This is a genomic window from Mycobacterium kyogaense (genome assembly GCF_036946525.1).
GTDB classification, from domain to species: Bacteria; Actinomycetota; Actinomycetes; order Mycobacteriales; family Mycobacteriaceae; genus Mycobacterium; species Mycobacterium kyogaense_A.
On sequence record NZ_JAQIIY010000030.1, the window covers coordinates 18,195 to 43,914 of the forward strand.

Below are 25,720 nucleotides of genomic sequence, written 5' to 3' on the forward strand. Positions count from 1 at the left end.
CCGACCACCTTAGGCGATACCTAGAGCTCCCCCGCCTCCACGGCTTCCCTGGTCTCCCTGGCGCGGGCGATGTCACGCGCGGAGTAGCCGATGAACAGCGCCGCCACGCCGACGAGAATCGCGACCCCCGCCACCCACAGCAGCGCGTAGGTGTATCCGTGGCCCAGGGCATCGAGCTGCGCGGGTGTCATGGACGTGACCGAACCGGTGGTGCCGCCCAGGTACAGCGTGCGGGAGACCTGCACAGCCTGGACCACCACGAGGACCAGCGGACCGCCCAGGTTGAACACCATCAACGTCACCGACGACAGCGAACCGATCTGGCGGGCCGGCACGTTGGCCAGCAGACACAGCGGCAGGATCACCGAGATCACCCCGATGCCGAGCCCACCGACCACGACGGGCACGAACAGGTCGGGGAAGTAGGGCACGAATCGGTCCAGCGTCGAGCCGTAGAGCATGGCGAGCAGCACCAGGACGCCGCCACCGAGGATCACCCAGCGCGGCGCGATCCGCGGCGCGACGTAGGTGGCGATCACGTTGCCGACGACGAACGCCGCCGCGAAGGGCAGGAAGCTGATGCCCGCCCGCAACGGCGAATACCCGAGGACGTCCTGGACGAGCAGGCCGATCATCACCGACAGCGTCAGCATCACGCCGCCGGCCAGGAAGTACGCCACGAACGACGCGACGCGGTGCCGGTTGTCGAAGATCGACAGCGGCACCAGCGGGTTGTCCGCGCCGCGCTCGTCGAGGAGAAACGCGACGAAGAACACGACGGCGGCCACCGCGGCGCCGATCACCCACGGATCGACCCAGCCCAGCGCCGGGCCCTGGGTGAACACCAGCACGGCCGACGTGCACGCCAGCGTGGCCAGCAGCGCGCCGGTGATGTCGAGCTTGATGCGCTCGAGATGGGTTTCGGTCAGCCGGAACACCGCGATCGCGATGATCGCGAGCCCGATCGGCACGTTGACCAGGAACGCCAGCCGCCACGAGATGCCCGTGACGGCGCCGCCGAGAACCAGCCCAAGGACGGAGCCGAGGCCTTGCATGGCGGCGGAGACGGCGAGCGCGCGGTTGCGGGGCTCGCCGACGGCGTAGGTGGTCGCGATGAGCGCCAGACCCGTCGGGGCAGCCACCGCCGCGCCGACGCCCTGGACCGCGCGGGCGATGACGAGCGTGGCCTCGTCGTTGGCCAGCCCGCAGATCAGCGACGCAATCGAGAACACGCCCACCCCGGACAGGAACGCCCGTTTGTGGCCGATGGCGTCACCGATGCGGCCGCCCAGCAGCAAGAGCCCACCGAAGGCCAGCACGTAGGCGGTGATCACCCAACTCTTGCCCGCATCAGAGAGCCCGAGGTCGGCCTGCATGCGCGGCAGCGCGACGATCACGATGGTCCCGTCGAGGGTGGCCATCAGTTGCATGCCGGTGATCGCGACGATCGCGATGCCCAACGAGGACGCCAGCGGGGCCCGGGAGGACATGGTTCGCCACCCTACCGGTGCGAGTTCGGCGTGCTGATCGTCGCTGGGCGACGATCAGCACGCCGTAATCGCGCTCGGGCTAGAGCTCTCCCCTGCCCAATGTCGAGCTAAAGCTCTCCGGCGTCGATCGCGTCCTTGACTTCCTGCGCGTGCGCCACCTGCTCGGCGGTGTACCCGATGAACAGCGCCACCGCGCCGACGATCACCGCAACCGCCGCCACCCACAGCAGACCGTAGGTGTAGCCCTGGTCGAGAGCGTGCAGCTGCGCGGCATTCATGTCCTTGACCGGGCCGTTGGTGCCGCCCAGATACAGCGTGCGCGACGTGATGACAGCCTGGATGATCGCGAGCACGACAGGCCCGCCGAGGCTCTGCAGCATCAGCGCGATGGCCGAGACCGGACCGATCTGATCGAACCCGACGCCGGCGATCGCCGACACCGTCAGCGGTACCACGATCATGCCGATCCCGAAGCCGCCGACGGTGATCGGCAACACCAGGTTCGGGAAGTAGGGAATGTTGGCGTCCAGCGTCGAGCCGTAGAGCATGGCCGCCAGCACCAGGATGCCGCCGCCGATGACCAGGACGCGCGGCGGGAACTTCGACACCAGCGCCGACGACACGCCCAGCCCGATGCCCAGGGCGATGACGAACGGGATGAACCCGACGCCCGCCTTCAGCGCGCTGTAGCCCATGATGTCCTGCACGTAGAGCCCGATCAGCACGGTCAGGGTGAACATCACGCCGCCGGCGAGGAAGATCGCCGCGAAGGTCGACAGCCGGTTGCGGTCGCGGAAGAGCTCGAACGGCACGACGGGGTTCTCGGCGGTGCGCTCCACCCACAGGAAGGCCAGACCACACGCCATCGCCACGACACCGGAGCCGATGGTGATCGGCGAGGCCCAGCCGGCCTCCGGACCCATCGAGAACGCGAACACCGCGGCGGTGCACCCCATCGTGGCCAGGAGCGCCCCGGCAGCGTCGAGCTTGAGCCGTTCGCGGTTGGTCTCGCGCAATGTGGTGCGGGCCAGGTGGATCATCACCAGGCCGATCGGAACGTTGATCAGGAACGCCCAGCGCCAGGACACCTCGGTCAGCGCGCCGCCGACGATCAGCCCCATCACCGACCCGACGCCCGTCATCGCCGCGAAGATCGCGGTGGCGGCGTTGCGGGCCGGCCCCTTCGGGAACGTGGTCGCGATCAGTGCCAGCGCGGTCGGGGAGGCGATCGCCGCTCCGACGCCCTGCAGCAGGCGGGCGGTCACCAGGGTCGCTTCGTTCCATGCCAGACCGCACAGGATCGAGGCGATGGTGAACAGAGCGACGCCGACGACGAAGGTCCGTTTGCGCCCGATCACGTCACCGAGGCGGCCACCGAGGAGCATCAGGCCGCCGAAGGTCAGCACGTAGGCCGTGATCACCCAGCTGCGTCCCGCGTCGGAGAGGCTCAGCTCGTCCTGGATCTTGGGCAGGGCGACGATTGCGACCGTGCTGTCCATCGTGGCGAGAAGCTGCATGCCGCCGATGGCGATGACCGCGGCGATGAAGCGCCGCGACGGCAACCAGGCCGGCGTCCTGGGGGATCGTGAGCCACCGGCTCCGTCCGCAGCCGCGCTGATACGGGCCGGTACAGCCTTGTTGGCGCCCCGCCGCCCCTTGCCTTCAGCATCCCGAGAGATGGCGGCACGCTCTGCGTCATTGAGAGCCGTCATAACGAGTTACCTTACAGTACTCTTAATATCTCTTTAGGCCGCGAAGGCCGCCACAGCACCGATCACGATGATCGCGGGGGGCCGAATTCCCTCGGATCGGATGCGTTCTGGGGCGTCCGCGAGGGTTGCCCGCAAACTTCTCTGTGCCGACGTCGTCCCATGCTGCACGACGAGCACCGGCGTATCCGCAGGTCGTCCGCCATCAAGCAAGACTTTTGCGAAAAGCTCGATCCGTTCGACGGCCATCAGCAAAACAATCGTGCCGTGAAGCGCGGCGAGCGCATCCCAATTGACTAACGATTCGGGGTGGTCCGGCGCAACATGGCCGCTGACCACCACGAACTCATGCGTCATCGCCCGGTGAGTAACCGGAACGCCGGCCAGCGCAGGCACCGCTATGGCACTGGTCACACCCGGCACGATGGTGACCGGAATGCCGGCATCCGCGCACGCGATCACTTCCTCGTAGCCGCGCGCGAACACGAACGGATCGCCGCCCTTGAGGCGGACCACGAACTTGCCCTGTTTGGCGCGGTCGATGAGGACCTCGTTGATCGCCTCCTGCGCCATCGCTCGGCCGTAGGGGATCTTGGCGGCGTCGATGACCTCGACGTCCGGCGACAGCTCGGCGAGCAGATCCTGGGGCGCGAGCCGGTCGGCAACGACGACGTCGGCGTGGGCGAGCAACCGTCGACCACGCACGGTGATCAGCTCCGGATCACCGGGACCTCCCCCGACCAGTGCCACACCGCCGGCCACCACGCCCGGCGCGTCGGCCGCGATCACGCCCTGCTGCAGCGCCTCGTGGATCGCCGAACGGATGGCCGCCGAGCGGCGGTGCTCGCCGCCGGCCAGCACGCCCACCGACAGACCCTCGTAGTCGAATGTGGCCGGGGTGACCGCGGTGCCTTCCACGGCGATGTCGGCCCGGACGCAGAACACGCGGCGACTCTCTGCCTCGGCGACGATGGCGGCGTTGACGTCGGGATCGTCGGTGGCGGCGATCACATACCAGGCGCCCTCCAGATCTCCGTCACGAAAAGGCCGCAGTGTCAGCGTGATTCCCTCGATCGCCTCGACCGCGGGAGTGGCGGCGACGGTGATCACGTGCACGTCGGCGCCGGAGGCCACCAGCAGGGGCAGGCGTCGCTGGGCGACCGTGCCGCCTCCCACCACGACGACCTTCTTGCCGGCCAGGCGCAGGCCCACCAGATAGGCGTTGTCGGTCACCCGGCGAGCTTAGAGCGTGCCGCCGCACGGACGAAGCGGGCAATGGCTTCGGGGTGCGCAGCCGGATGGATGTGCAGATACCCCGCGTGCACACCCGCCCGGACGGCGCCGTCGTCGACCATGGCGCCGTCCCGGCCGCGGTAGCGCCAGGCCGGCTGCCGATCGGGCCCGTAATGCATTGCGGTGCGGTGGAATTCGTGCCCAACCGCACGGTCGCCGATGCGGTGCAGCGCCGAGTCGGTGACGGCTACGGCGTCGCGGTACCCCAGAGTCAGCGACGGCGTGAACGACGCCGAGCCGCCGATCACACCGCACATGGGGTGCCCGTCGAGGTCGTCGGCGAGGTACGCCAGGCCGGCGCACTCGGCGTGGATCGGGGCGCCCGAGTCGGCCAGCGCGGCGATCTGTTCGCGCGCCGCACGGTTCGCGGAGAGCTCCTGGCCGAACTCCTCCGGGAAGCCGCCGGGGATGACGAGGGCCGCCGTACCGGGGGGCGGCGGTTCGGTGAGGGGGTCGAAGGCGACGACGTCGGCGCCTGCGGCGCTGAGCAGTTCGGCGTGTTCGGCGTAGTTGAAGGTGAACGCGCGACCAGCAGCCAGCGCGACGGTGAGGGGCGGCCCGGCGGATTCGCAGACGTGCGGGCTCCACGGGTCGTCGGCGACAGCGCTGCGGGCGGCCGCGGCGACGGCGCCGATGTCGACGTGCCGCGCGACCAACTCCGTCATCGCGTCGACCGCGTCTCCGGCCCGCCGGCCGTGCTCGACCGCGGTCACCAACCCGAGGTGTCGCGATGGCACCGTGAGCTCGTCGGTCCGCGGGACGGCGCCCAGCACGGCGATCCCGGCCTGCTCGCATCCTTGACGTAGCACCGCCTCGTGACGGGCCGAGCCCACGCGGTTGAGGATCACGCCGACGAGGCGGACCGAGCTGTCGAATGTGGCGAAGCCATGCACCAGCGCGCCCACGCTGTGACTCTGGCCGCGGGCGTCGACGACGAGGATCACGGGGGTGCCCAGCAGTCCGGCGACGTGGGCGGTGGAGCCGCGGGCGGCCCCGGCCGCCGGCGCGTCGCTGATGCGCCCGTCGAAGAGGCCCATCACGCCTTCGACGACGGCGATGTCGCAGTCGGCACTGCCGTGCCGGTAGAGCGGACCGATGAGGTGGTCACCGACGAGGACGGGGTCGAGGTTGCGGCCCGGCCGTCCTGCGGCCAGTCCGTGATAGCCCGGGTCGATGAAATCGGGGCCGACCTTGAACGGGGCGACCTGATGCCCGGCCCGCCGCAGCGCGCCCATGAGACCGGTCGCGATCGTGGTCTTGCCACTGCCGGAGGCCGGCGCAGCGACGACGATCCCCGGGGTACTCACGGCGCCGTCCCCCGCGAGCGTGCGTGTCTGCGGGCAACATGCGGGGACAAAAGCCAACTCTGCGCACGCTCGCGATCGATAGGCCGTGACGAGCGTGCGTCAACTCGCGGAATTGCGCGGCGCGTCGGCTGCAGACACGCACTCTCGCCAGTGGTCGCGGCTGCGCTCACCACTCGATTCCTCGCTGGCCCTTGCGGCCCGCGTCCATCGGATGCTTGACCTTGGCCATCTCGGTGACCAGATCGGCGGCATCGAGCAGCGCGGCCGGGGCGTCGCGCCCGGTGATCACCACATGCTGCGTGCCGGGCCGCGACGCCAGCGCGTCGACGACCTCGGCCACGTCGACCCACCCCCACTTCAGCGGATAGGTGAACTCGTCGAGCACGTAGAAGTCATGGCGTTCCTCGGCGAGCCGGCGCGCGATCTCGGCCCAGCCCTCCGCGGCCGCGGCGGCGTGGTCCTCCTCGGAGCCCGCTTTACGCGACCAGGACCAGCCCGCACCCATCTTGTGCCACTCGACCGGCCCTCCGACTCCACGTTCGGTGTGCACGCGCCCCAGCTCGAGCAGGGCCGTCTCCTCCCCCACCTTCCACTTGGCGCTCTTGACGAACTGGAACACCGCGGTGTCGAAGCCCTGGTTCCATGCCCGTAGCGCCATCCCGAACGCCGCGGTGGACTTGCCCTTGCCCGCACCGGTGTGCACCGCGAGCAGCGGCGCGTGGCGGCGGGCCCGCGTGGTCAATCCGTCGCGGGGTACAGCCACGGGCTGACCCTGAGGCATCGCATTCCCTTCTCAGGCCGCGGCCTGTGTCTTGACCACGGCGGTCAGCGCGTCAGCGCGCAATTGATCGAGCCGGACCGCAGGCGCCAGCAGCCGCTGCGCCAGGTCCTCGGCCAAACCCAAACGGACATAAGAGGTTTCGCAGTCCACGACGACCGCCGATGCACCCTCGGCCACCAGCCGGGCCGCTGCCGTGGCCGTGCGGCCCAGAGGATCGGGCCCGCCGGTGGCCCGGCCGTCGGTGAGTACCACCACCAGGCTGCGGCGCGCCCGGTCCCGCGTGCGTTCCCGGACCACCATGTCGCGTGCGGCGAGCAGTCCCTGCGCCAGCGGCGTCCGCCCCCCGGTGTCGAAACGAGCCAGCCGCGTGCTGGCCACGTAGACCGACGACGTCGGCGGCAGCAGCACCCGGGCATCCTGGCCGCGGAACGTGATGACGGCGACCTTGTCCCGCCGCTGGTATGCGTCGCGCAGCAGCGACAGGGTGGCCCCGCTGACCGCCGACATCCGGTCCCGCGCAGCCATCGAGCCCGACGCGTCGACGACGAAGATCACCAGGTTGCCCTCGCGGCCCTCGCGCACCGCGCGCCGCAGGTCATCGGGGGCGGGCCGCAGCCGTCCATGCCCGCGGTGCCGACCGGCGGCCGCGAGCAGCGTGCCGAACACGTGCATGCCGTGGCCGGTCTGCGGGTCGGTGGTCGCGGCGACCACGGTCCCGGTGCGGTTGCGAGCCCGCGAACGACGGCCGGGCGCACCGTCACCGACACCGGGCACCACCAGCGCCTTGGTCCGGAACGCCGCAGACGGCGCTGCGCTCGGTCGGGTCGGCGGCGGCGAACTCGGCTGCGGCGCAGCGTCATCGGCGCCCTCAGCCGACGACGGCTGCCCGCCGCCGGGCGGATCGGGATCCGGTTCGGGTCGGGATTCCTCGGCGGCCTCACCGGCCTGAGCAATCGCGTCGTCGAGCCGGCCCTCGTCGAGACCGGGGTCGTCGAACGGATCGCGACGGCGGCGGTGCGGGAGCGCCAGTTCGGCCGCCACCCGCACGTCCTGCTCGGCGACCTCGGCCGCACCGCGCCATGCGGCGTGAGCCACCGCTGTGCGCGCCACCACTAGGTCGGCGCGCATCCCGTCGACGTCGAACGCCGCGCAGAGTGCGGCGATGCGCCGTAACTCGCTGTCGGGCAACACCACATCGCCCACTCGGGCCCGAGCGTCGGCGATGTGGCGGGCCAACTCGGTGTCGGCGGAGGCGTAGCGCGCAGCGAAGGAGGCGGGGTCGGCTTCGTAGGCCAGCCTCTGACGGATCACCTCCGCGCGGACATCGACGTCGCGGGAGGCCACCACGTCGACGGTCAGGCCGAAGCGGTCGAGCAGCTGCGGTCGCAGTTCTCCCTCTTCGGGATTCATCGTGCCGATCAACACGAACCGTGCCTCGTGGCTGTGGGAGACCCCGTCGCGTTCGACGTGCACCCGGCCCATCGCGGCCGCGTCGAGCAGGACGTCGACGAGGTGGTCGTGCAGCAGGTTGACCTCGTCGACGTAGAGCACGCCGCGGTGGGCCCGCGCCAGCAGACCCGGCGAGAAGGCGTGCTCACCGTCGCGCAGCACCTTCTGCAGGTCCAGCGAGCCGACCACCCGGTCTTCGGTCGCCCCGATCGGCAGCTCGACCAGATGCCCCCCATCGCCGCCCGCCACGCGGAACGCCTGCGTCAGTACCTGAGCCAGACCCCGCACCGCAGTCGATTTCGCGGTGCCCTTCTCGCCGCGGATCAGCACGCCACCGATGTCGGGGCGCACCGCGCACAACACCAGTGCCAGCTTGAGGCGATCGTGGCCGACCAGTGCGCTGAACGGGTAGAGCTCTCCTCCCGTCACGGCTTGACCATCGGAACGTGGGGAATGCCGTCGTCGAGGAATTCGTCTCCGTCGCGGACGAATCCGTGCCTGCCGTACATCTCCTCCAGATACGTCTGGGCGTTGATGTGGCAGGGGTAGTCGCCGACCTCGGCCAGCGCCGCGGTCAGCAGCCGCGCGGTGTGCCCGTGTCCGCGATCCGAACGTTTGGTGCACACCCGCCCGATACGGAAGGCCTTGTGCCCCGCCGGATGTTCCTCCATCAGACGCAACGTCGAAATGACCTGTCCCTCAGCGTTTTCCAGCCAGAAATGGCGCGTCTCGCTGAGCAGGTCACGGCCGTCGAGTTCCGGGTAGGGCGTCGCCTGCTCCACGACGAACACCTCCACCCGCAGCTTGAGGAGCTCGTAGAGCGTTGCGGCGTCGAGATCCTTGGCCCAGCTCCGTCGCAACGCCGCGGTCATCGGCACAGGACCGTCACACGGTCGCCGTGGACGGAGTGTGCTCGGTGCCCGCCGACGACACGTCGGGTGCGGTGTCGGGCAGGGCGCCCGCAGGCTTGTCGAGCTTGAGCACCTTCGTGCCGCGGGCCCAGATCTCCTCGAACAGTGCGGGTTCCTCGGAGAGCTTGGTGCCCAGCGACGGGATCATGGCCTTGATCGTGGGCAGCCATCCCTGGTAGCGGTCGCCGAAGCACTGCGACATCACCTCGAGCATCGCGGGCACCGCCGTTGACGCCCCCGGCGAGGCGCCGAGCAGGCCGGCGATGCTGCCGTCGGCCGCCGAGAGCACGGTGGTGCCGAACTCGAGCACTCCGCCCTTGCCCTTGGCTTTGCGGATCACCTGCACCCGCTGGCCTGCGATGTCGAGCTCCCAGTCCGCATTCTTCGCACTCGGCGCGAACTCCCGCAGCGCGTCGACGCGCGCCGATTCGCTCAGCAGCAGCTGACCGATCAGGTAGCGCAGCAGCCCCATCTCCGTGAGCCCGACACCGAGCATCGACACCAGGTTGTTCGGTTTGACCGACAACGGCAGATCGGTGATCTTGCCCTGCTTGAGGAACTTCGGGGACCATCCGGCGAACGGGCCGAACAGCAGCCACGAGCGCCCGTTGATGACCCGAGTGTCTAAGTGCGGCACCGACATCGGCGGTGCGCCCAGGGGCGGTAGGCCGTACACCTTGGCCTGGTGACGCGCGGTGAGGTCGGGGTTTCCGCTGCGCAGCCACTGACCTCCTACGGGGAATCCGCCGAAGCCCTTGGCCTCCTTGATGCCCGCCTTCTGCAGCAGCGGCAACGCACCACCGCCGGCACCGACGAACACGAAGCCCGCGTTGAACTTCCGCTTCTGGCCGGTCCGGCGATTGACGACCTTGACCGTCCACCGCCCGTCGGACCCCTGGTCGAGGTCGGTGACGCTGTGGCCGAACAGCGTCGACATGCCCTTCTTGGCGCCGTAGCCGATCAATTGCCGCGACAGCGAGCCGAAGTCGACGTCGGTGCCGTCCTGGGTCCAGTTCAGGCCGACGGGCTCGGAGAAGTCGCGACGCTCGGCCATCAACGGCAGCCTGCGCACGAATTCGTCGCGGTCGTCGATGAACTCCATCGTCGAGAACAGCGGGTTGGTGACCAGCGCGTCGTACCGGGCCTTCAGGTACTTCACGTTGTCCTCGCCCTGCACGAAGCTGACGTGCGGGATGGGGTTGAGGAAGCTGCGCACGTCGGGGATCACGCCGTTCTCGACGGCGTAGGTCCAGAACTGGCGCGACACCTGGAACTGCTCGTTGACGTTGACGGCCTTGGCGATGTCGATGCTGCCGTCGGGACGCGCCGGGGTGTAGTTCAACTCACACAGCGCCGAGTGGCCGGTGCCGGCGTTGTTCCAGGGATCGCTGCTCTCGGCTGCCGCGCCGTCGAGACGCTCGACGAGCGTCATCGACCAGTTGGGCTCCACCAACCGCAGCAGCGCCGACAGGGTCGCGCTCATGATTCCCGCCCCCACCAGCAGGACGTCGGTCTTCTCCGCTTCAGACACCAACTCGATCGGCCCTTCGTGGTCGCGTCCCCGTTGCTCACGGCTTACCTGTGTCCAGGTTATCCCGCCGCGCGCGGCCACAACCGTCGGACCACCTCGCCCACTATGGTGGCTGTCGTGTCCGGATGGCAGCCCGACGTTCTGTCCGGGTACTGGCAGACGACCTTCGCGCTGGGTCCCGACCCCGACGGAGAGGGCGACCTGGAAGCCACCCTGGTTCGCCGAGGTCCTGCCGATCCGGCGGCACGCCAGGCAGTGCTGATGGTGCACGGTTTCACCGACTACTTCTTCAACACCGAGCTCGCCGACCACCTGGCCGCCCGCGGTATCGCGTTCTACGCCATCGACCTGCACAAATGCGGCCGCTCGCACCGGCAGGGCCAGACCCCGCACTTCACCACCGACCTCGCCCGCTACGACACCGAACTCGAGCGTGCGCTGTCGACGATCGTCGACGAGACCTCAGCGCCGGTCCTGGTATCCGGCCATTCGGCGGGTGGGCTCGTGGTCTCGCTGTGGCTGGACCGGCGCCGCCGGCGGGGCGCGACGCCGGTCGTCTCGGGGCTGCTGCTCAACAGCCCCTGGTTCGACCTGCAGGGCCCGGCGATCCTGCGCTCCACTCCGACCACGGCGGCACTTCGCACGCTGGGCCGGTGGCGCACCCGTACCGTGGTCCGGCGCCCGACCCAGGGTGGCTACGGAACCACGCTGCACCGCGACTACGCCGGCGACTTCGACTACGACCTGACGTGGAAACCCGTCGGCGGGTTCCCGGTGACTCTCGGCTGGATTCGCGCGATCCGCCGCGGACAGGCGCAGCTGCACCGCGGCCTCGACGTCGGCGTGCCCAACCTGATCCTGCGGTCGGATCGCAGCGTGCGCGAGGTTGCCGACACCGAGCTCATCCAACGTGGCGACGCGGTTCTCGACGTCGCCCAGATCGCCCGCTGGGCCGGCTGCGTCGGCAACCGCACCACCGTGGTGCCGATCGCCGACGCCAAGCACGACGTGTTCCTGTCGCTGCCAGAACCTCGGCGCGCGGCCTATCGCGAGGTGGATCGCTGGCTCGACTGGCACTCAGAAGAGGGAGAAACCCATGGCTGACTTCGACATCGCGATCATCGGCACCGGGTCGGGCAACAGCATCATCGACGACCGCTACGTCGACAAGAAGGTGGCGATCTGCGAGCAGAACATGTTCGGCGGAACCTGCCTGAACGTTGGCTGCATTCCCACCAAGATGTTCGTCTACGCCGCCGAGGTCGCCGAACAGACCAGGCACGCATCGACATTCGGTATCGACGCGCACGTTGAGGCGGTGCGCTGGCCTGACATCGTCTCCCGGGTGTTCGGTCGCATCGATCCGCTGTCGGGCGGCGGCGAGCAGTACCGGCGGTCGTCCCCGAACGTGGAGGTGTTCGGCAGCCACACCCGGTTCGCCGAAACGAAAAGCGGCAGCACCGGTGCTGATGGCTACCGGCTGCGCACCGACGACGGTGACGAGTTCACCGCCGAGCAGGTGGTGATCGCCGCGGGCGCCCGGGCCACCGTGCCGCCGGCGATCTCCGAGTGCGGGGTGGCCTATCACACCAGCGACACCATCATGCGGATCTCCGAGCTGCCCGAGCACATCGTGATCGTCGGAGGCGGTTATGTCGCAGCCGAATTCGCGCACATCTTCTCGTCGCTGGGGTCTCGGGTGACGATCGTGCTGCGCGGGACGACGATGCTGACGCACTGCGACGACACGATCTGCGAGCGGTTCACCGACCTCGCGGGAAAGAAGTGGGAGATCCGCAGCCGCCGCAACATCGCGCGCGGGTCCTCCGACGAATCGGGGGTGACGCTGACGCTCGACGACGGCGCCACAGTGCACGCGGACACCTTGCTGATCGCGACGGGCCGGGTGCCCAACGGCGACCTGCTCGACGCGCATCACGCCGGTGTGGAGGTTGTCGACGGGCGGGTCACCGTCGATGAGTACCAGCGCACCACCGCACGCAACATCTTCGCCCTCGGTGACGTCAGCTCGCCGTTCCAGCTCAAGCACGTCGCCAACCACGAGGCCAGGGTGGTCAAGCACAACCTGCTGCAGGACTGGGACGACACCGAGAACCTGATGCCGGTCAATCACCGCAACGTGCCGTCGGCGGTGTTCACCGACCCGCAGATCGCCAGTGTCGGATTGACCGAAAACGAAGCGCGCGCAGCGGGTTACCGCATCAGGTCCAAGGTGCAGGACTACGGTGACGTCGCCTACGGCTGGGCGATGGAGGACTCGACGAGCTTCGCCAAACTCATCGTCGACGACGAGAGCGGGCTACTCCTCGGTGCGCACATCATGGGCCCCCAGGCATCATCGATCATCCAGCCGATCATCCAGGCGATGGCCTTCGAGCTGCCCGCCCAGGAGGTGGCCCGCAGTCAGTACTGGATTCACCCGGCGCTGCCCGAGGTGATCGAGAACGCGCTGCTGTCGCTGTGCGGCGAACCGCCGTGGCCGCCGTCGAAGCGCCACTAGGCACTCACGCTGCGCGCAGGTATCCGCGGTCGGCGGCGACGTCGACGAGTAGGCGGCGCAATGCGTTGCGTCCCCGGTACACCCGCGACATCACCGTGCCGAGCGGGATGTCGAGGATCTCGGCGATCTCCCGGTGCGGCAGCCCCTCGACGTCGGCGTAGTAGACCGCGATCCGCTGGTCTTCGCGGAGCTGACCGAGTGCGTAGCGCACCTCGTCGTCGCCGAGCGCCGTCAGCGCCGCGAGTTCGGCCGAGGGCAGCCCCGTGGACGAGTGGGCGGCCTGCGCTGCCACTTGGGCGTCGGTGACGCTGTCGGAGAGAAGCTCCGCCGGCCGGCTCTGCGCGCGGCGATAGGACGAGATCCAGGTGTTGGTGAGGATGCGCAGCAACCAGGCGCGGATGTTGGTGCCGTCCTGATAGTGGTGAAACGCCGCGTAGGCCTTCAGCATCGTCTCCTGCACCAGGTCTTCGGCGTCGGCGGTGGTGGCGGTGTGGCGACGGGCCGCCCGGTAGAGGGTGTCGAGCAGGGGCAGAGCGTCGCGCTCGAAGCGCTCAAGGTGCGGATCTGTTGTCTTCACCGTGGTCCTCCACATCGATTGCGAGCCAGATGATTTCCGGCGTTCTGACATCCAATCTAGGAGCCCTCGGCCACACCGTCGGGTCTTCATAGCGAACGCACAACATGTGCATCTGATATGAAACATGCTCTCACACAGAATCTTTCGATCGACGTTGCTGCACTGTCAGCGCGCCGGGGCCTGTGGCGACGAAGAGCAGGAAGATGAAGCAGTAGAGCACCGCCGTCTCCCCGCCGTTGACCAACGGCCAGAATCCGTCGGGGAAGTGCATCCAGAAGTACGCGACCGCCATCATTCCCGAGGCGACGAATGCCGCGGCGCGGGTGAACAATCCGAGGGCGATGAGACTTCCGAGGACCACTTCCAGTACGCCGGCCCACCACGCGGGCCAGGTACCCAGGGGAACGGGCTGGCCCTGTGGCCATCCGAAGAGCTTCGCCGCGCCGTGCATGGCGAACAGGAGCGCGACGAGTATCCGAAAGGCCCCGAAGGCCACAGCGGACTGAGTGGTGATACGGGATTCGAGCGTGCTGGTGCTCATGACGATGGAGCCCTCCCCTTCGATTGCATGGATCAGCCGCCGACCACCGGCGGCCACCCCCATCGTCACGGCGCGGTCGGACCGCGGCGCCGGACTCATAGGCGATTCATAAGTGAGCGAGGAAGTTATGAGGACTCTATGAACCGTGGTGTCCTTCGTCGGATTCCCGCGAGAATGGTCGGATGACGTCTGCACCGCTCGAGGGCAGCGGGCCGCGCCGCGCGATCCTGGGCAAGCTGCCGCGCTTGTCGCGTCCCGACGGGTCCCCGATCCGCGTGCTGCTCGTCGACGACGAACGCGCGCTGACCAATCTGGTCCGCATGGCTCTGAAGTACGAGGGCTGGGACATCGAGGTGGCCCACGACGCCGCGGAGGCGGTCGAGAAGTTCCGCACCCAATCCCCCGACCTTCTGGTGCTCGACATCATGCTGCCCGACATGGACGGGGTCAGCGTGCTGGGCGAACTGCGCAGCAGCGGTCCCTACATCCCCACGCTGTTCCTGACCGCCCGCGATTCCGTGCACGATCGGGTGACCGGCCTGACTGCCGGCGGCGACGACTACATGACCAAGCCGTTCTCGCTGGAGGAACTGGTCGCGCGGCTCCGAGGACTCCTGCGTCGCTCGGCCCACCTCACGCCGCCCGACGACGAGACGCTGGTGGTCGGGGATCTGACTCTCGACGCAGCCAGCCGGGAGGTGACCCGTGCCGGCGAGGAGGTGAGCCTGACCTCCACCGAATTCGAGCTGCTGCGCCTGCTGATGCGCAATCAACGTAAAGCGTTGTCCCGCAGCGACATTCTCCGACAGGTGTGGACTACGACTTCGGCGGCCGGTCCAGCATCGTCGACCTGTACGTCTCGTACCTGCGCAAGAAGATCGATGCGGATCGCGAACCCATGATCCACACCGTGCGCGGCGTCGGCTACCTGCTGCGGCCGGCACCGTGAGGAGCGCCTGGCGGCGCTGGAGCCTGTTGCGCCAGCTCGCGGTCGCGGTGTCGATCCTGGTGATGACCGTATTGGTCGCGGTGGGAGCGGCGTCGGTCGTGAGCCTGCGGGCGTCGGTGCTCGGCATCATCGATGCGCAGCTGGCCGGCGCCGCCAACGCCTGCATCGAGTCGGTCGAGAAGTACCGCAGCACGGCGGGGCCCGACGGTCAACTGCCGCCCCCCGGGTCGATGAAACCGCTGACCCGCCTGATCGGCCAGGCCCCCGGCAACGTCGTCGCGCTACTGCGCGACGGGACCGTCGTCGACTCGGCATTGTTCGGTGACGGCGACGCACAGCCCGCACCGGCGGGGGCGACCACCGCGATCGCGAACCTGTCCTGGACAGATCCGGGGCCTCACACCGTCGAGCTACCCGGGCTGGGCTGGTACCGCATGACCGGGCAGCCCGGCGGGCCGAACGAGATCCTGGTGACCGGCGTCTCGCGCGCGCCGGCCTGGGACGCGATGATCCAGGAGACGGCCGTGGTGTCCGGAATGGTCGCCCTCGCCGTGCTGATCACTGCCCTGTGCACCGTCGCCATCGTGCGATTCGCGCTGCGGCCGCTGCATCGGGTCGCATCGACCGCGGCCGCGGTAGCTGAACTACCGCTCGACGGTGACAACCACACCATCGCGCCGCGCGTAGCCGTCACCGACACCGATCCGCGCAGCGAGGTCGGCATGGTCGGGGTGACCCTGAACCGACTGCTGGACCACGTCGAGCGTTCTCTGGGCGACGTCGCGGCGTCGAATCGGCGGATGCGCCAGTTCATCACCGACGCGAGCCACGAATTGCGTACCCCGCTCGCGGCGATCCACGGCTACGCCGAGCTGACCCGACAGGACAGCGAGATCCTTCCCGAGACCACCGAATACTCGCTGGCGCGTATCGAATCCGAGGCGCAGCGGATGAGCGATCTGGTGAGCAACCTGCTACTGCTGGCCCGCCTGGACGAGGGTCAGGATCGTCAGATCACCGATGTCGACGTGACCGAACTCGTGGTCGACGCGGTCAACGACGCCGCGGTCTCGGCACCGACGCACCACTGGCTGACCAGGGTGCCCGACGATCCCGTCTGGGTGCGGGCCGACCGGGCCCAGCTGCACCAGGCGCTGGCCAACCTGCTGTCCAACGCCCGGGTGCACACTCCGGACGGCACCAGCGTCACCACCTCGATCACGACCGGTCGCGGCAACGCCGATGTGCTCGGAGGCGGGCCTTTCGTGGAGATGACCGTCGTCGACGACGGACCCGGCATCGACGCCGCTGTCCTGCCCCATCTGTTCGGCCGGTTCGTTCGCGCCGACTCCTCACGCTCCCGGGAGACTGGCAGCTTCGGACTGGGGTTGTCGATCGCCGCGTCCATCGTCGAGTCCCACGGTGGCACCATCAGCGCCGAATCCCGTTCAGGGTCAACGTCGTTCACGATACGGCTGCACGAGGCAACCGCGCCGCTCAGTCCAGAGGCTCCGGCGCCAGCGTCGTCGCTGCGGTGAACCCCCGTTGCACGTCAGCCCCATTGACGACGTTGAGGGCGGCCGTCACGCCATACATGTCCACCTGAACAGATGATCATTTATGTGTTATCGTCGTGGTGCGGGCCGGCCGCGGCAGACGTCGATGCAGCACATCACGCACCTACCGCGGCGGGACCCGCGCCACACATCAGATCCGGTCAGGGCGTCGGGACCGCGAAGCCCCACGGCAGTTCCAGCCGGTGCGCAGCCAGGAGAGCGCCATCGGAGAGCACCTCGGCGATCGGGCCGTCGGCCACCACGGCGCCGCGGTCCATGATCACCGCGCGGGTGCACAACTGCGCCGCATAGGGCAGATCGTGGGTGACGATCATCATCGTCGCCTCGAGCCCGGCCAGCGTTTCCGCCAGCTCCCGTCGAGCCACCGGATCCAGGTTGGCAGACGGCTCGTCGAGCACCAAAACCTCTGGCTCGCACGCCAGTACCGTTGCCAGCGCAGCCCGTCGGCGCTGGCCGCCGGACATGTGGGCCGGGCTCCGGGCGGCGAGCTCGGACATCGACACCGCCTCCAGCGCCCTGGCCACCCGCGCCTCGAGCTCGTCGCCTCGCAGGCCGAAATTCGCCGGACCGAACGCGACGTCCTGGGCCAGTGTCGGCATGAACAGTTGGTCGTCGGGGTCTTGGAACACCAACCCCACGCGACGCCTGATCTCACGCAAGGTGGTGCGCACCACCGGTGTTCCACCGATCTCGACGCGGCCGTGCGATGCGCTGAGCACCCCGTTGAGATGCAGCATCAGCGTGGTCTTACCCGCCCCGTTGGGCCCGAGTAGCGCCACCCGCTCCCCGGGTGCGACGTCGAGGTCGACGCCCGAGAGCGCCGTGTGCCCGTCGGGATAGGTGTAGTGCAGATCCTCGACGTGCACCGCTGTGATCGTCGAATTCGGGCTCACCGCATCACCCACGCCGACATGGCGACCAGCACCGCCGCCGAAGCGGGAAGCAGCGCGAGCACCCACTGCCGAGACGATGCGGCCGCCGGACAGCCCGCACCCAGAGCCAGCGGCGGCACCCGCCCGTCGAAGCCACGCGAGAGCATGGCCAGATACACCCGCTCACCGCGCTCGTAGGACCGCAGGAACAACGCACCGACACCGGCAGCGGTCGCACCGATCTGGTGGAGCATGCGCGGTGAGTCACCGCGTGACACCCGAGCCAGCCGCATGCGTCGGATCTCGGCGGCGAGAACGTCGACGTAGCGGATCATCAGTGTCAGCATCGACACGATCACCGCGGGCACCCGCAGCCGGCTCAACGCGACCGGCAACTCGCGCGCCGTCGTCGTGGCGGCCACGGTCAACGAGGCGGCCACCCCCAGCGTGCCCTTGATCACGATGCCCCACGCCGCGTACAGACCCGCGACCGACAGAGACAGTCCGCCCGCACTGACCTGCTCACCGCCCTCGGCGAAGGGCAGCAACACCGCCAGCACGACGAAGGGCGCCTCGATGAGCATTCGTGGCAGGACCCACCGCAGCGGGATCCTGGCGACCGACCAGACCGCGAGCACGATCAGTACGTAGATCCCGAAGGGCCAGAACATCTCTCGCGGGGTGGCGACGACCGCGAGCACGAACGCCACCAGCGCGACGATCTTCACCTCGGCGGGAAGCCGATGCAGCGGCGAGTCGCCGTCGCGATACAGCGGATGTGCGTGACCGGCCCCCATGACGTCAGTCTCGCTGTCAGTCTTCGGGGACGGACGCGGGAACCCGGCGTGAGCGCGCGATCAACCAGAACGCGCCGGAGGCGACGAGCACCGTCACGGCGACTCCGGCGACACCGGCCAGCCCGCCTGTCCCGTCGCGTCCGCCGATCGAGTAGTCGGCCAGCGGAGAATGCGCGAGCCCGTGCTCGCCCGCGTGCTGGGCGATGCAGTCACCCTGCAGCTGCTCGCCATCGGCGGTCTGAACCACCTGGCAGCCCTGAAGGGTGGCCGAGTCCAGGCCGTCCGGGCTGGAGCTGGCCAGGTAGGACACTCCCCCGGCGATCAGCAGCGTCGCGACGGCGAAGCCGACCCAGAACCGCCAGCGGCGCGCCCCGGTCATGCCGCCACCGCGGCAGGCGTGCGCGTGGACCGCAGCAGGTACACGAGGTCCGGTCGGGCGCGCACGACGGCGACCACGGTGAGGGCGGTGATGATGCCCTCCCCGACACCGATCAGGACATGGGTGCCGAACATGTAGGTCGCGACCGTCGTCAGCGAGGACGATCCCGCGCCACCCAGCGCGTACTCCAGCACGAAACCCATGGAGGCGCACACGGTTCCGACGACGGCGGAGACGAACGCGACGATGCCCACGCCCGGTACCGACACCTCGCCGCGCAGCTTGCGCGCGAACCGATAGGTCAGCACCGCAGTCGTGTAGCCCGCGGCGACCCCGATCAACGCCATGTTGGTGATGTTCGTGCCCAGTGCGGTGACGCCACCGTCGGCGAACAGCAGACTCTGCACGACGAGCACGATCGCCACACACAACGCGCCGGTGAACGGTCCCACCAGGATGGCAGCCAATGCGCCCCCGAGCAGGTGTCCGCTGACGCCGGGCAGGATCGGGAAGTTGACCATCTGCACGGCGAAGATGAACGCGGCGACCAGGCCGGCCAGCGGCACGGTGCGCTCGTCGAGTTCCTCCCGGGCCCGCCACGCGCAGATGCCGAGGGCCACCAGGGCGATCACCCCGAACAGGACGGAGACTGGGGCGTTGACGATGCCGTCGCTCATGTGCATCGCCTCGTAGTGGACAGTCACATCGGCGAGCGTATGACCCATCTGATCATCTGTCTAGCTGATCAGATGAGCAGGCTTTCGAGCTCATCGACCTGCCCGGACGGGTAGGTGGTCAGCCACGGATCCGCTCGCCGGCGGGGTCGTGGAGCGGACGCAACGACACCGAGATCGGGTACCGGCGGGCCCCGACGGTGATCTCGTAGTTCCCGGAGCGCACCCAGTCGGCGTCGACGACCGAACCGTCAGATGCTCGCAGATAGGCCAGCCCCACGCAGGCACCGGTCGTCTCACCCCAGGCTGCCGAGGTGGCCTGTCCCGCGACCACTCCGTTGCGCAGGATCAGCTCGCCACCCCACAGCATCGGATCGCCGGACTCCACCCGGAATCCGGCGAGTTTGCGCGTCGGCCCCCGTCGGCGGGCCTCCTCCACTGCGGCGCGGCCCAGGAAGTCGATGTCGGTGCCGAGTTTGCACGCGAACAGCAATCCGGCCTCCACGGGGTTCTCGCTGGGCGAGAGCTCGCGGCCGAAGGCCCGGTACCCCTTCTCCAGGCGCAGCGACTCGAGGGCGTAGTAGCCCCCGCGCGCGACCCCGAGGTCGGCGCGCATCAGGTCCTCGTAGACACCGACGGCGAATTCGGCAGGTACGTACAGTTCCCAGCCGAGCTCGCCGACGTAGGTGATGCGGGTGGCGCGCACCGTCGCATACCCCAGCGACACCAGGCGGCTCGTCCCGAATCCGAAGCCGGCGTCCGACAGATCGGAATCGGTGAGCTGCGCCAGCAGATCGCGCGAGCGCGGGCCCATGACACCGAACACCGCGTAGGCCGAGGTCACGTCGACGATGTGAGCGTCCATCGTTGCGACGGGAAGGTTCCTGCGCACGTGGTCCTTGTCCCGCTCGGTGCTGGCGGCGCCGCTGACGACGAGGAACTCCTCGGCGCCGGTGCGGGTCACCGTGACGTCGGCCTCGTAGGTTCCGCGGGCGTTGAGCATGCCGGTGTAGACGGCTCGGCCGATCGGTACGCCCACATCAGCGGTGCACAGCCACTGCAGCGCGGCCTCTGCGTCGCGACCGACGACGAGGTACTTGGAGAACGACGTCTGGTCGAACACCGTCACGGCGCTGCGGGTGTTGCGCTGTTCGGCCGCCGACCAGGCCAGCCAATTCGGCTTGCCCCAGGTGTATTCGATCTCCGGGGCGTGGCCGGCAGGGGCGAAGAAGTTGGCGCGCTCCCAGCCCATCTTGCTGCCGAAGTTCGCGCCCGCGGCGTCGAGCAGGTGATGCACCGGAGACCGCCGGAACGGGCGCGCCGTCGCCATTTCCCGGTTGGGCCAGGGGATTTCGTAGTGGATGCCGAGCACCTCGGCGACCCTGTCGTGCAACCATCGGTTGTTGCCGTTGAACGGGGCGAATCGTCGGATGTCGACCCCGGTGAGATCGGTGGTCGGGGCACCCTCCACCACCCACTCCGCGAGCGCACGCCCGGCGCCGCCCGCCGTCGCGATGCCGACCGAGTTGAAGCCGGCGCCGACGAAGAAGTTCCGGCACTGCGGCGCCTCGCCGAGGATGAACTGGTTGTCCGGGGTGAAGCTCTCCGGCCCGTTGTAGAACTTCTTGATGCCCGTGGTCTCCAGCGCCGGGATGCGCAGCAGCGCGCTGTTCATCAAGATCTCGAAGTGCTCCCAATCCTCGTCCAGGAGCTGGAATTCGAACGGATACGGGATCGCATCGGGTGACACCCACGGTTTGGCCTCGGGCTCGAACCCACCGATCACCAAGCCACCCACCTCTTCCTTGAAGTAGGTGTAGCCGTCCGGGTCGCGCAGGATCGGCAGGTCCGGATGCACCCCGGCGATCGGTTCGGACACGACGTAGAAGTGCTCGGCCGAATGCAGGGGCACGTTGGCGCCCACCATCGCGGCCACCTGTTTGGCCCACTGCCCGGCGCAGTTGATGACGATCTCGGCCTCGATCTCGCCGGCGTCGGTGCGCACTCCTGTCACCGCGCCGTCTGCGGTCGTCACACCGGTCACCCGCGTCTTCTCGACGATCCGGGCGCCGCGCATCCGGGCCCCCTTGGCCAGCGCGAACGTCAGATCGGTCGGGTTGGCCTTGCCGTCGGCCGGCAGCCAGATCGCGCCGACCAGATCGTCGGTACGCATGACCGGGTAGTACTCCGCGGCTTCTGCCGGAGTGAGGAGTTGGCAGTCCAGGTCGAAGGCCGCGGCGTTGGCGGCGGTGCGGCGCAGCTGTTCCATCCGGTCCTCGGTGCGCGCGACGGTCACCCCACCGCACTGCTTGTAGCCGGCCGACAGACCCGTCTCGGCCTCGAGTTCGGCATACAGCGCCGTCGAGTACTGCACGAGCCGGGTCATTCCCTCCGACGCGCGTAGCTGACCCACCAAACCTGCCGCATGCCAGGTGGTTCCGCTGGAGAGTTGGCCCTGTTCGATCAGCACGACATCGGTCATGCCCAGCTTGGTCAGGTGGTAGGCCACGCTCGTGCCGATCACTCCCCCGCCGATGATCACGGCGTGGGCGCGCGCGGGTAGGGACTTCGCGGAGGTCATGTCATCCTCGTCGGTCGTCGGCTGCTACCTGGTCGAGCAGCTCGTGATAGCCGGGACTGCGGAACTCGGCGACGGCCGCCTCATAGCGCTCCATCGCCCACTCCCAGAAGTCGAATTCGAGTGCACTGGAACCATTCTGGATGCACCCCCACAGCGTCCAGCCGTACTTGGCCACGATGCCCTGCAGGTGGGCCCGCGACGTCTTCTCGGGCCGCGGACACCCGTAGTAGGCGGTGACGAGCTCGTCGAGCTGGTCGAGGGACAGCCCGCACTCGCTCCAGATGTTGCCCAGTTCGAAGCACGGGTCGTTGTTGCCCGAGTACTCGTAGTCGATCAGATGGATCCGGTCGCCGTCTTCGATGAAGTTGCCGGCCAACAGATCGTTGTTGCACGGCACCAGCGTGGTGTCTGCGGCGAGCACCCGCCGCGCCGCCGCGAACGCATCGGCGTGATCGTGGTAGTCGCCGGGGATGGCGAACCCGAGCCGCTGGATGGTCGCCAGATAGGCGGGCTGCCGCTCGAACATGTCGAACCGGTTGACGAAGCGGGGCCCGTCGTGCAGCGTGCGCACCGCGCGTGCCGCTGCGGCGATCACCCCGGGGCGCTGGAAGTCGTTGTTGCACAGCGTCTTACCCTCGACGTACCCGAGGAGGAGCACACCGAGGTCCGGCCGGTAGTCCAGCACCGGCGCCCCGACTCCGGCGCGGTGGGCGGCCACGCTGTTGGCGTGCTCGCAGTCCCGGTCGATCTCGAGCAGGTTGCGCGTGGTGTCGACGCAGCGCGCGACGTAGATCCCGTCCGCGGTGGTGATCTTGACGTTTCGGTTGGTCAGGCCGCCGGAGAGATCTTCGGTTGTCCGCGCCCGGCCGGCGAGTACCGGAAGCTGCTCGAGCAGCCTGTCCAGGTGATCGTCGGACAAGGGTGACGACATCGCTTCACTGTACGGGGCGCCGGCTCAAAGGTCTAGACTTAAGCCGCCTAGATGGTGTCGGCACGCGACCTGACGCGGATCGTGGTCCGGTCCGAGCGGTGGTAGTCACGCGAGTACTCCACTGCAACACCGTTGTCGGCGAACGATGTTCGCACGATCAACAACAGCGGGCTGGCCGGTTCGACCCCGAGGATCGCAGCCTGCTCCGGAGTCGCCGACGTCGCCTCGATCCGCTCGTCGGCCGACGACGGACCCATGCCGTACCGGCGCATCAGTGCGTACAGCGAGCCGTCCAGGTCGTCCGCCGGCAGATCAGGAAACACCCCTGCAGGCAGATAGGCCTCCTCGTAGACGATCGGCTCGTCATTGGCCGTGCGGGCCCGCAGGATCTGGTGCACCTGGTCGGCTCGGCGCAATCCCAGCGCCCGGCTCACGTCGGGCTTCGGCGCACCCGTGTGGACACCGAGCACCTGCGCGCCGGGTTCGACCTCGATGCGGCGCATCTGCTCGGTGAAGCCCGGCAGACTCGCGTGGTCGAACTCGATGCGCGGCGACGTCACGAAATTGCCGCCGAAGCGGCCGCGCCGGCGGTCGATCAATCCCTTGCTCTCGACGGCACCGAGCGCTTGGCGCAACGTCATCCGGCTGCATCCGAGCGCAGTGGCGATCTCGACCTCCGGCGGCAGCTTGTCCCCCGGCATCAACCGCCCGGATGCGATGAGGCCTTGCAGCCAGGCCGCGATGCGGGCGTGCACCGGCCCGTCGGTCTTGCCACCGAGCGCCGGCCCCGGCGCCAGCGGCGGCTCGTCGACGCTCAGGACCCGGCTCACCCGTGCCTGGCCCCGATCCAGTGCAGCAGGTCGTGGACGGTCTCGTCGTCGAGTCGGTACCGCACCGACCTTCCGACCCGCTCGTTGCTCACCCACCCCTGCTGGCGGAGCACCCGCAGCGCCTGGGAGACCGCGTTCTCCGAACGTCCGAGGGCTGCGGCCAGATCGCTGACGACGATTCCCGGCGAGCGGTGCAGGCACAGCAGGATCTCGAGGCGGTGCGGATCGGACACCAGGTCGAAGCGCTGCGCCCAGCCTGCCGTGTCGACCTCGGCCAGCGCCGACGACGCGCGTTCGACGAGCTCGGCATCCTCCACACGTGCAATCTAGCGCCCGGGCCACCCCCGGTGGCCGACATCCGCGCCGTCAGCGCTTCGTGGCCGTGACGAGCAGGTACTCGGCGTCGTATGCGGTGCTGCCCTCGTCCTCGCTGCGATTCCACGCGGTGAGGAATTCCAGGAACTCACGATCGAGGGCCTCGACGCGCTCGGGATGCTCGCGGGTGTTGCGGTACGCCGCGATGGTCGGTCCGTAGTTGCGCTTCCAGTACTCGCGGAACTCCAGCGGTGTGGCGCAATGATCCATGCGCACGCTGCGCCGGCGCATCGACAGGTCGTCGACACGGTCGCCGAACAACGCGCGGACGTGCTCTTCGCTGCCCCACAGCGGGGGCGGGCTGGCTCCGGGCGGAGGTGGCGGCGCATACGGCTTCATGGTCGCGAACAGATGACCGATGAAGCCTTCTGGCGTCCAGCTGATGAGACCGATCCTGCCGCCGGGGCGGGCCACCCGGAGCAACTCGTCGGCGGTCGCCTGGTGGTGGGGCGCGAACATCGCTCCGACGCAGGACATCACGATGTCGAAGCTGTCGTCGGCGAACGGAAGTGCCTCGGCGTCGGCTTCTACCCACTCGAGCCTCACCCCGCGCTCATCAGCGATGCGCCGGCCCTGATCGAACAGCTCGGGGGTCAGGTCGCTGGCGGTGACCACCGCACCTGCGGCCGCGGCGGGAAGCGCGGCGTTGCCGGAGCCCGCCGCGACGTCGAGGACCCGGTCACCGGCGGCGACGCCGCACGCTGCGACGAGCTCGGGACCGAGGCTCGGGATGATCTCCGCCGCGACCGCGGGATAGTCGCCGGACGCCCACAGCGCGCGGTGTCTGGCCTTGAGCTCGCGGTCCTGCGCTGTCCTGTCACCGGGGTGGGTGGTGTCGGCCATCTCGTCGTACCTCCGTGCAGCGATGGTCCCACTTCCGCCCTGGCCGACGGCGGTTTTCGAGGCTCCTGGAATCAGTCCAGGAAGCCGTGCAGCAGGGCCGCCGAACCCCAGACATGCGCGGCCATCGTCTGGGCGGCGGTGTCGACGTCGCCGGCCAGGATCGCCGTGACGATCGCTTCGTGCTGTTCGTCGGAGTGCGCGATGTTGCGCGCCAACAGCGGGATGCAGTCGAGCAGTTCGTTGAGCCGCATCCGGTTCTGCGCCACCAGCGGCACCAGCGACGGCACCCCCGCGGCCTCGGCGATCGCGAGATGCAGGCGCGAGTCCAACCGCCGGTAGTCGGCTGGATCAGCGCCGCGCACGTCGATCAGCCTGCCGCGCAACGCCTCGCGCTCGGCCGCGCCGAGTGTGCGTTCGGCGGCCATCCGCGCCGCCCCCACCTCGAGGATCTCGCGCAGCCGCAGAGCGTCGTCGATGTCGGCGCGGCGCAGTTCGACGTCGTCGGTGCGCGGTGTCGGCAGCTCCTCGGCCAGGAAGGTGCCGCCGTAGCGGCCGCGGCGCGAGACCAGATACCCCGCGTCGGACAGAGACTTGATCGCCTCTCGCACGGTGTCGCGGCTGACACCGAGGCGGGCGGCGAGCTCTCGCTCCGGCGGCAGTGACTGACCCGGCTCCAGCACACCCAGCCGGATGGTCTGCAGGAGTCGCTCGACTGTGTTCTCGAACGCGTTGAGCGGCCGCACCGGGCGCAGCAGGGCTGCGCTCGGGTCGGAGTCGTCCGCATCGGCCGTCATCGGGTGGC

Annotated in this window: 23 protein-coding genes and 1 pseudogene; 4 read left to right on the top strand and 20 right to left on the bottom strand. The window is 69.0% G+C overall.

Annotated elements, in window-relative coordinates; translation table 11 throughout:
• Positions 1–20: 20 nt before the first annotated feature.
• From PGN37_RS22830 to mqo, 8 genes are all read right to left on the bottom strand, one after another.
• A complete protein-coding gene (locus tag PGN37_RS22830; RefSeq protein WP_335333273.1) occupies positions 21–1,490 on the bottom strand; it encodes an MFS transporter in 1,470 nt (489 codons plus the stop codon).
• A 107-nt stretch (positions 1,491–1,597) separates the two neighbouring features.
• Positions 1,598–3,202 (bottom strand): MFS transporter, encoded by a 1,605-nt coding sequence (locus tag PGN37_RS22835; RefSeq protein WP_335333274.1) that lies wholly within the window; start codon positions 3,200–3,202, stop codon positions 1,598–1,600.
• A 33-nt stretch (positions 3,203–3,235) separates the two neighbouring features.
• Positions 3,236–4,432, bottom strand: coding sequence for a uroporphyrinogen-III C-methyltransferase (gene cobA, locus PGN37_RS22840; protein WP_335333275.1), 1,197 nt, complete (start codon positions 4,430–4,432; stop codon positions 3,236–3,238).
• Complete coding sequence (locus PGN37_RS22845) at positions 4,429–5,799, bottom strand: cobyrinate a,c-diamide synthase (RefSeq protein ID WP_335333276.1); 1,371 nt, start codon at positions 5,797–5,799, stop codon at positions 4,429–4,431. The genes cobA and PGN37_RS22845 overlap by 4 nt, the downstream gene beginning before the upstream one ends.
• A gap of 166 nt (positions 5,800–5,965) precedes the next feature.
• On the bottom strand, positions 5,966–6,580 hold the full coding sequence (gene cobO / locus PGN37_RS22850; RefSeq protein ID WP_335333277.1) for a cob(I)yrinic acid a,c-diamide adenosyltransferase: 615 nt from the start codon (positions 6,578–6,580) through the stop codon (positions 5,966–5,968).
• 12 nt (positions 6,581–6,592) lie between these two features.
• Complete coding sequence (locus PGN37_RS22855) at positions 6,593–8,458, bottom strand: magnesium chelatase subunit D family protein (RefSeq protein ID WP_335333278.1); 1,866 nt, start codon at positions 8,456–8,458, stop codon at positions 6,593–6,595.
• Entirely contained in the window at positions 8,455–8,901 is a 447-nt protein-coding gene (locus tag PGN37_RS22860; protein ID WP_111510717.1) for a GNAT family N-acetyltransferase, read from the bottom strand. The genes PGN37_RS22855 and PGN37_RS22860 overlap by 4 nt, the downstream gene beginning before the upstream one ends.
• A 13-nt stretch (positions 8,902–8,914) precedes the next feature.
• Positions 8,915–10,471: a malate dehydrogenase (quinone) gene (gene mqo, locus PGN37_RS22865; RefSeq protein ID WP_335333279.1), complete on the bottom strand. Its 1,557-nt coding sequence runs from the start codon at positions 10,469–10,471 to the stop codon at positions 8,915–8,917.
• Positions 10,472–10,588: 117 nt separating this feature from the next.
• On the opposite strand from mqo, the gene PGN37_RS22870 reads away from it, so the two are divergent.
• Both PGN37_RS22870 and mtr read left to right on the top strand, forming a co-directional pair.
• The gene (locus PGN37_RS22870) at positions 10,589–11,575 is read left to right on the top strand and encodes an alpha/beta hydrolase (RefSeq protein WP_335333280.1); all 987 of its coding nucleotides are present in this window, start codon (positions 10,589–10,591) and stop codon (positions 11,573–11,575) included.
• The gene (gene mtr, locus PGN37_RS22875; RefSeq protein WP_335333281.1) at positions 11,568–12,992 is read left to right on the top strand and encodes a mycothione reductase; all 1,425 of its coding nucleotides are present in this window, start codon (positions 11,568–11,570) and stop codon (positions 12,990–12,992) included. The genes PGN37_RS22870 and mtr overlap by 8 nt, the downstream gene beginning before the upstream one ends.
• A gap of 4 nt (positions 12,993–12,996) precedes the next feature.
• Here the strand turns inward: mtr and PGN37_RS22880 are convergent, their stop codons facing one another.
• Positions 12,997–13,569 carry a sigma-70 family RNA polymerase sigma factor gene (locus PGN37_RS22880; RefSeq protein WP_335333282.1) on the bottom strand — a complete coding sequence of 191 codons (573 nt, stop codon included), beginning with the start codon at positions 13,567–13,569 and terminating at the stop codon, positions 12,997–12,999.
• A gap of 130 nt (positions 13,570–13,699) precedes the next feature.
• Entirely contained in the window at positions 13,700–14,209 is a 510-nt protein-coding gene (locus PGN37_RS22885) for a DoxX family protein (protein WP_335333283.1), read from the bottom strand.
• Between the two features lie 83 nt (positions 14,210–14,292).
• Between PGN37_RS22885 and PGN37_RS22890 the strand changes: the two are divergent.
• Positions 14,293–15,059 (top strand): annotated as a pseudogene (locus PGN37_RS22890) (response regulator transcription factor).
• 62 nt (positions 15,060–15,121) lie between these two features.
• A complete protein-coding gene (locus tag PGN37_RS22895; RefSeq protein ID WP_442932997.1) occupies positions 15,122–16,597 on the top strand; it encodes a sensor histidine kinase in 1,476 nt (491 codons plus the stop codon).
• Positions 16,598–16,776: 179 nt separating this feature from the next.
• Here PGN37_RS22895 and PGN37_RS22900 read toward each other — a convergent pair whose 3' ends face one another.
• The 10 genes from PGN37_RS22900 to PGN37_RS22945 all read right to left on the bottom strand — a co-directional run bounded on the left by PGN37_RS22900 (position 16,777) and on the right by PGN37_RS22945 (position 25,712).
• Complete coding sequence (locus tag PGN37_RS22900) at positions 16,777–17,529, bottom strand: energy-coupling factor ABC transporter ATP-binding protein (protein ID WP_335333285.1); 753 nt, start codon at positions 17,527–17,529, stop codon at positions 16,777–16,779.
• A complete protein-coding gene (cbiQ, locus tag PGN37_RS22905) occupies positions 17,526–18,305 on the bottom strand; it encodes a cobalt ECF transporter T component CbiQ (protein WP_335333286.1) in 780 nt (259 codons plus the stop codon). The genes PGN37_RS22900 and cbiQ overlap by 4 nt, the downstream gene beginning before the upstream one ends.
• Before the next feature lie 16 nt (positions 18,306–18,321).
• Positions 18,322–18,684: a PDGLE domain-containing protein gene (locus PGN37_RS22910; RefSeq protein WP_335333287.1), complete on the bottom strand. Its 363-nt coding sequence runs from the start codon at positions 18,682–18,684 to the stop codon at positions 18,322–18,324.
• Positions 18,681–19,367 (bottom strand): energy-coupling factor ABC transporter permease, encoded by a 687-nt coding sequence (locus tag PGN37_RS22915; RefSeq protein ID WP_442932998.1) that lies wholly within the window; start codon positions 19,365–19,367, stop codon positions 18,681–18,683. Before PGN37_RS22915 ends, PGN37_RS22910 begins: the two co-directional genes overlap by 4 nt.
• 112 nt (positions 19,368–19,479) lie before the next feature.
• Entirely contained in the window at positions 19,480–21,939 is a 2,460-nt protein-coding gene (locus PGN37_RS22920) for a GcvT family protein (protein ID WP_335333289.1), read from the bottom strand.
• Between the two features lies 1 nt (position 21,940).
• Entirely contained in the window at positions 21,941–22,870 is a 930-nt protein-coding gene (locus PGN37_RS22925) for a choline kinase family protein (RefSeq protein ID WP_335333290.1), read from the bottom strand.
• A gap of 47 nt (positions 22,871–22,917) precedes the next feature.
• Positions 22,918–23,700, bottom strand: coding sequence for a GntR family transcriptional regulator (locus tag PGN37_RS22930; RefSeq protein WP_335333291.1), 783 nt, complete (start codon positions 23,698–23,700; stop codon positions 22,918–22,920).
• Positions 23,697–24,017, bottom strand: coding sequence for an ArsR/SmtB family transcription factor (locus PGN37_RS22935; protein ID WP_335333292.1), 321 nt, complete (start codon positions 24,015–24,017; stop codon positions 23,697–23,699). The genes PGN37_RS22930 and PGN37_RS22935 overlap by 4 nt, the downstream gene beginning before the upstream one ends.
• 49 nt (positions 24,018–24,066) lie before the next feature.
• Positions 24,067–24,918 (bottom strand): class I SAM-dependent methyltransferase, encoded by an 852-nt coding sequence (locus PGN37_RS22940; RefSeq protein WP_335333293.1) that lies wholly within the window; start codon positions 24,916–24,918, stop codon positions 24,067–24,069.
• A gap of 71 nt (positions 24,919–24,989) precedes the next feature.
• Complete coding sequence (locus tag PGN37_RS22945; protein WP_335333294.1) at positions 24,990–25,712, bottom strand: FadR/GntR family transcriptional regulator; 723 nt, start codon at positions 25,710–25,712, stop codon at positions 24,990–24,992.
• Positions 25,713–25,720: the final 8 nt, after the last annotated feature.

What these genes read in the sequence shown, in the direction of transcription:
- cbiQ (WP_335333286.1), bottom strand. Translation starts at nt 18,305, where the DNA reads ATGGGGGCCGGTCACGCACATCCGCTGTATCGCGACGGCGACTCGCCG.
- PGN37_RS22945 (WP_335333294.1), bottom strand. Translation starts at nt 25,712, where the DNA reads ATGACGGCCGATGCGGACGACTCCGACCCGAGCGCAGCCCTGCTGCGC.
- PGN37_RS22835 (WP_335333274.1), bottom strand. Translation starts at nt 3,202, where the DNA reads ATGACGGCTCTCAATGACGCAGAGCGTGCCGCCATCTCTCGGGATGCT.
- PGN37_RS22830 (WP_335333273.1), bottom strand. Translation starts at nt 1,490, where the DNA reads ATGTCCTCCCGGGCCCCGCTGGCGTCCTCGTTGGGCATCGCGATCGTC.
- PGN37_RS22885 (WP_335333283.1), bottom strand. Translation starts at nt 14,209, where the DNA reads ATGAGTCCGGCGCCGCGGTCCGACCGCGCCGTGACGATGGGGGTGGCC.
- PGN37_RS22860 (WP_111510717.1), bottom strand. Translation starts at nt 8,901, where the DNA reads ATGACCGCGGCGTTGCGACGGAGCTGGGCCAAGGATCTCGACGCCGCA.
- mtr (WP_335333281.1), top strand. Translation starts at nt 11,568, where the DNA reads ATGGCTGACTTCGACATCGCGATCATCGGCACCGGGTCGGGCAACAGC.
- cobO (WP_335333277.1), bottom strand. Translation starts at nt 6,580, where the DNA reads ATGCCTCAGGGTCAGCCCGTGGCTGTACCCCGCGACGGATTGACCACG.
- PGN37_RS22940 (WP_335333293.1), bottom strand. Translation starts at nt 24,918, where the DNA reads ATGGCCGACACCACCCACCCCGGTGACAGGACAGCGCAGGACCGCGAG.
- PGN37_RS22895 (WP_442932997.1), top strand. Translation starts at nt 15,122, where the DNA reads ATGACCGTATTGGTCGCGGTGGGAGCGGCGTCGGTCGTGAGCCTGCGG.
- PGN37_RS22920 (WP_335333289.1), bottom strand. Translation starts at nt 21,939, where the DNA reads ATGACCTCCGCGAAGTCCCTACCCGCGCGCGCCCACGCCGTGATCATC.
- PGN37_RS22915 (WP_442932998.1), bottom strand. Translation starts at nt 19,367, where the DNA reads ATGCACATGAGCGACGGCATCGTCAACGCCCCAGTCTCCGTCCTGTTC.
- PGN37_RS22910 (WP_335333287.1), bottom strand. Translation starts at nt 18,684, where the DNA reads ATGACCGGGGCGCGCCGCTGGCGGTTCTGGGTCGGCTTCGCCGTCGCG.
- PGN37_RS22925 (WP_335333290.1), bottom strand. Translation starts at nt 22,870, where the DNA reads ATGTCGTCACCCTTGTCCGACGATCACCTGGACAGGCTGCTCGAGCAG.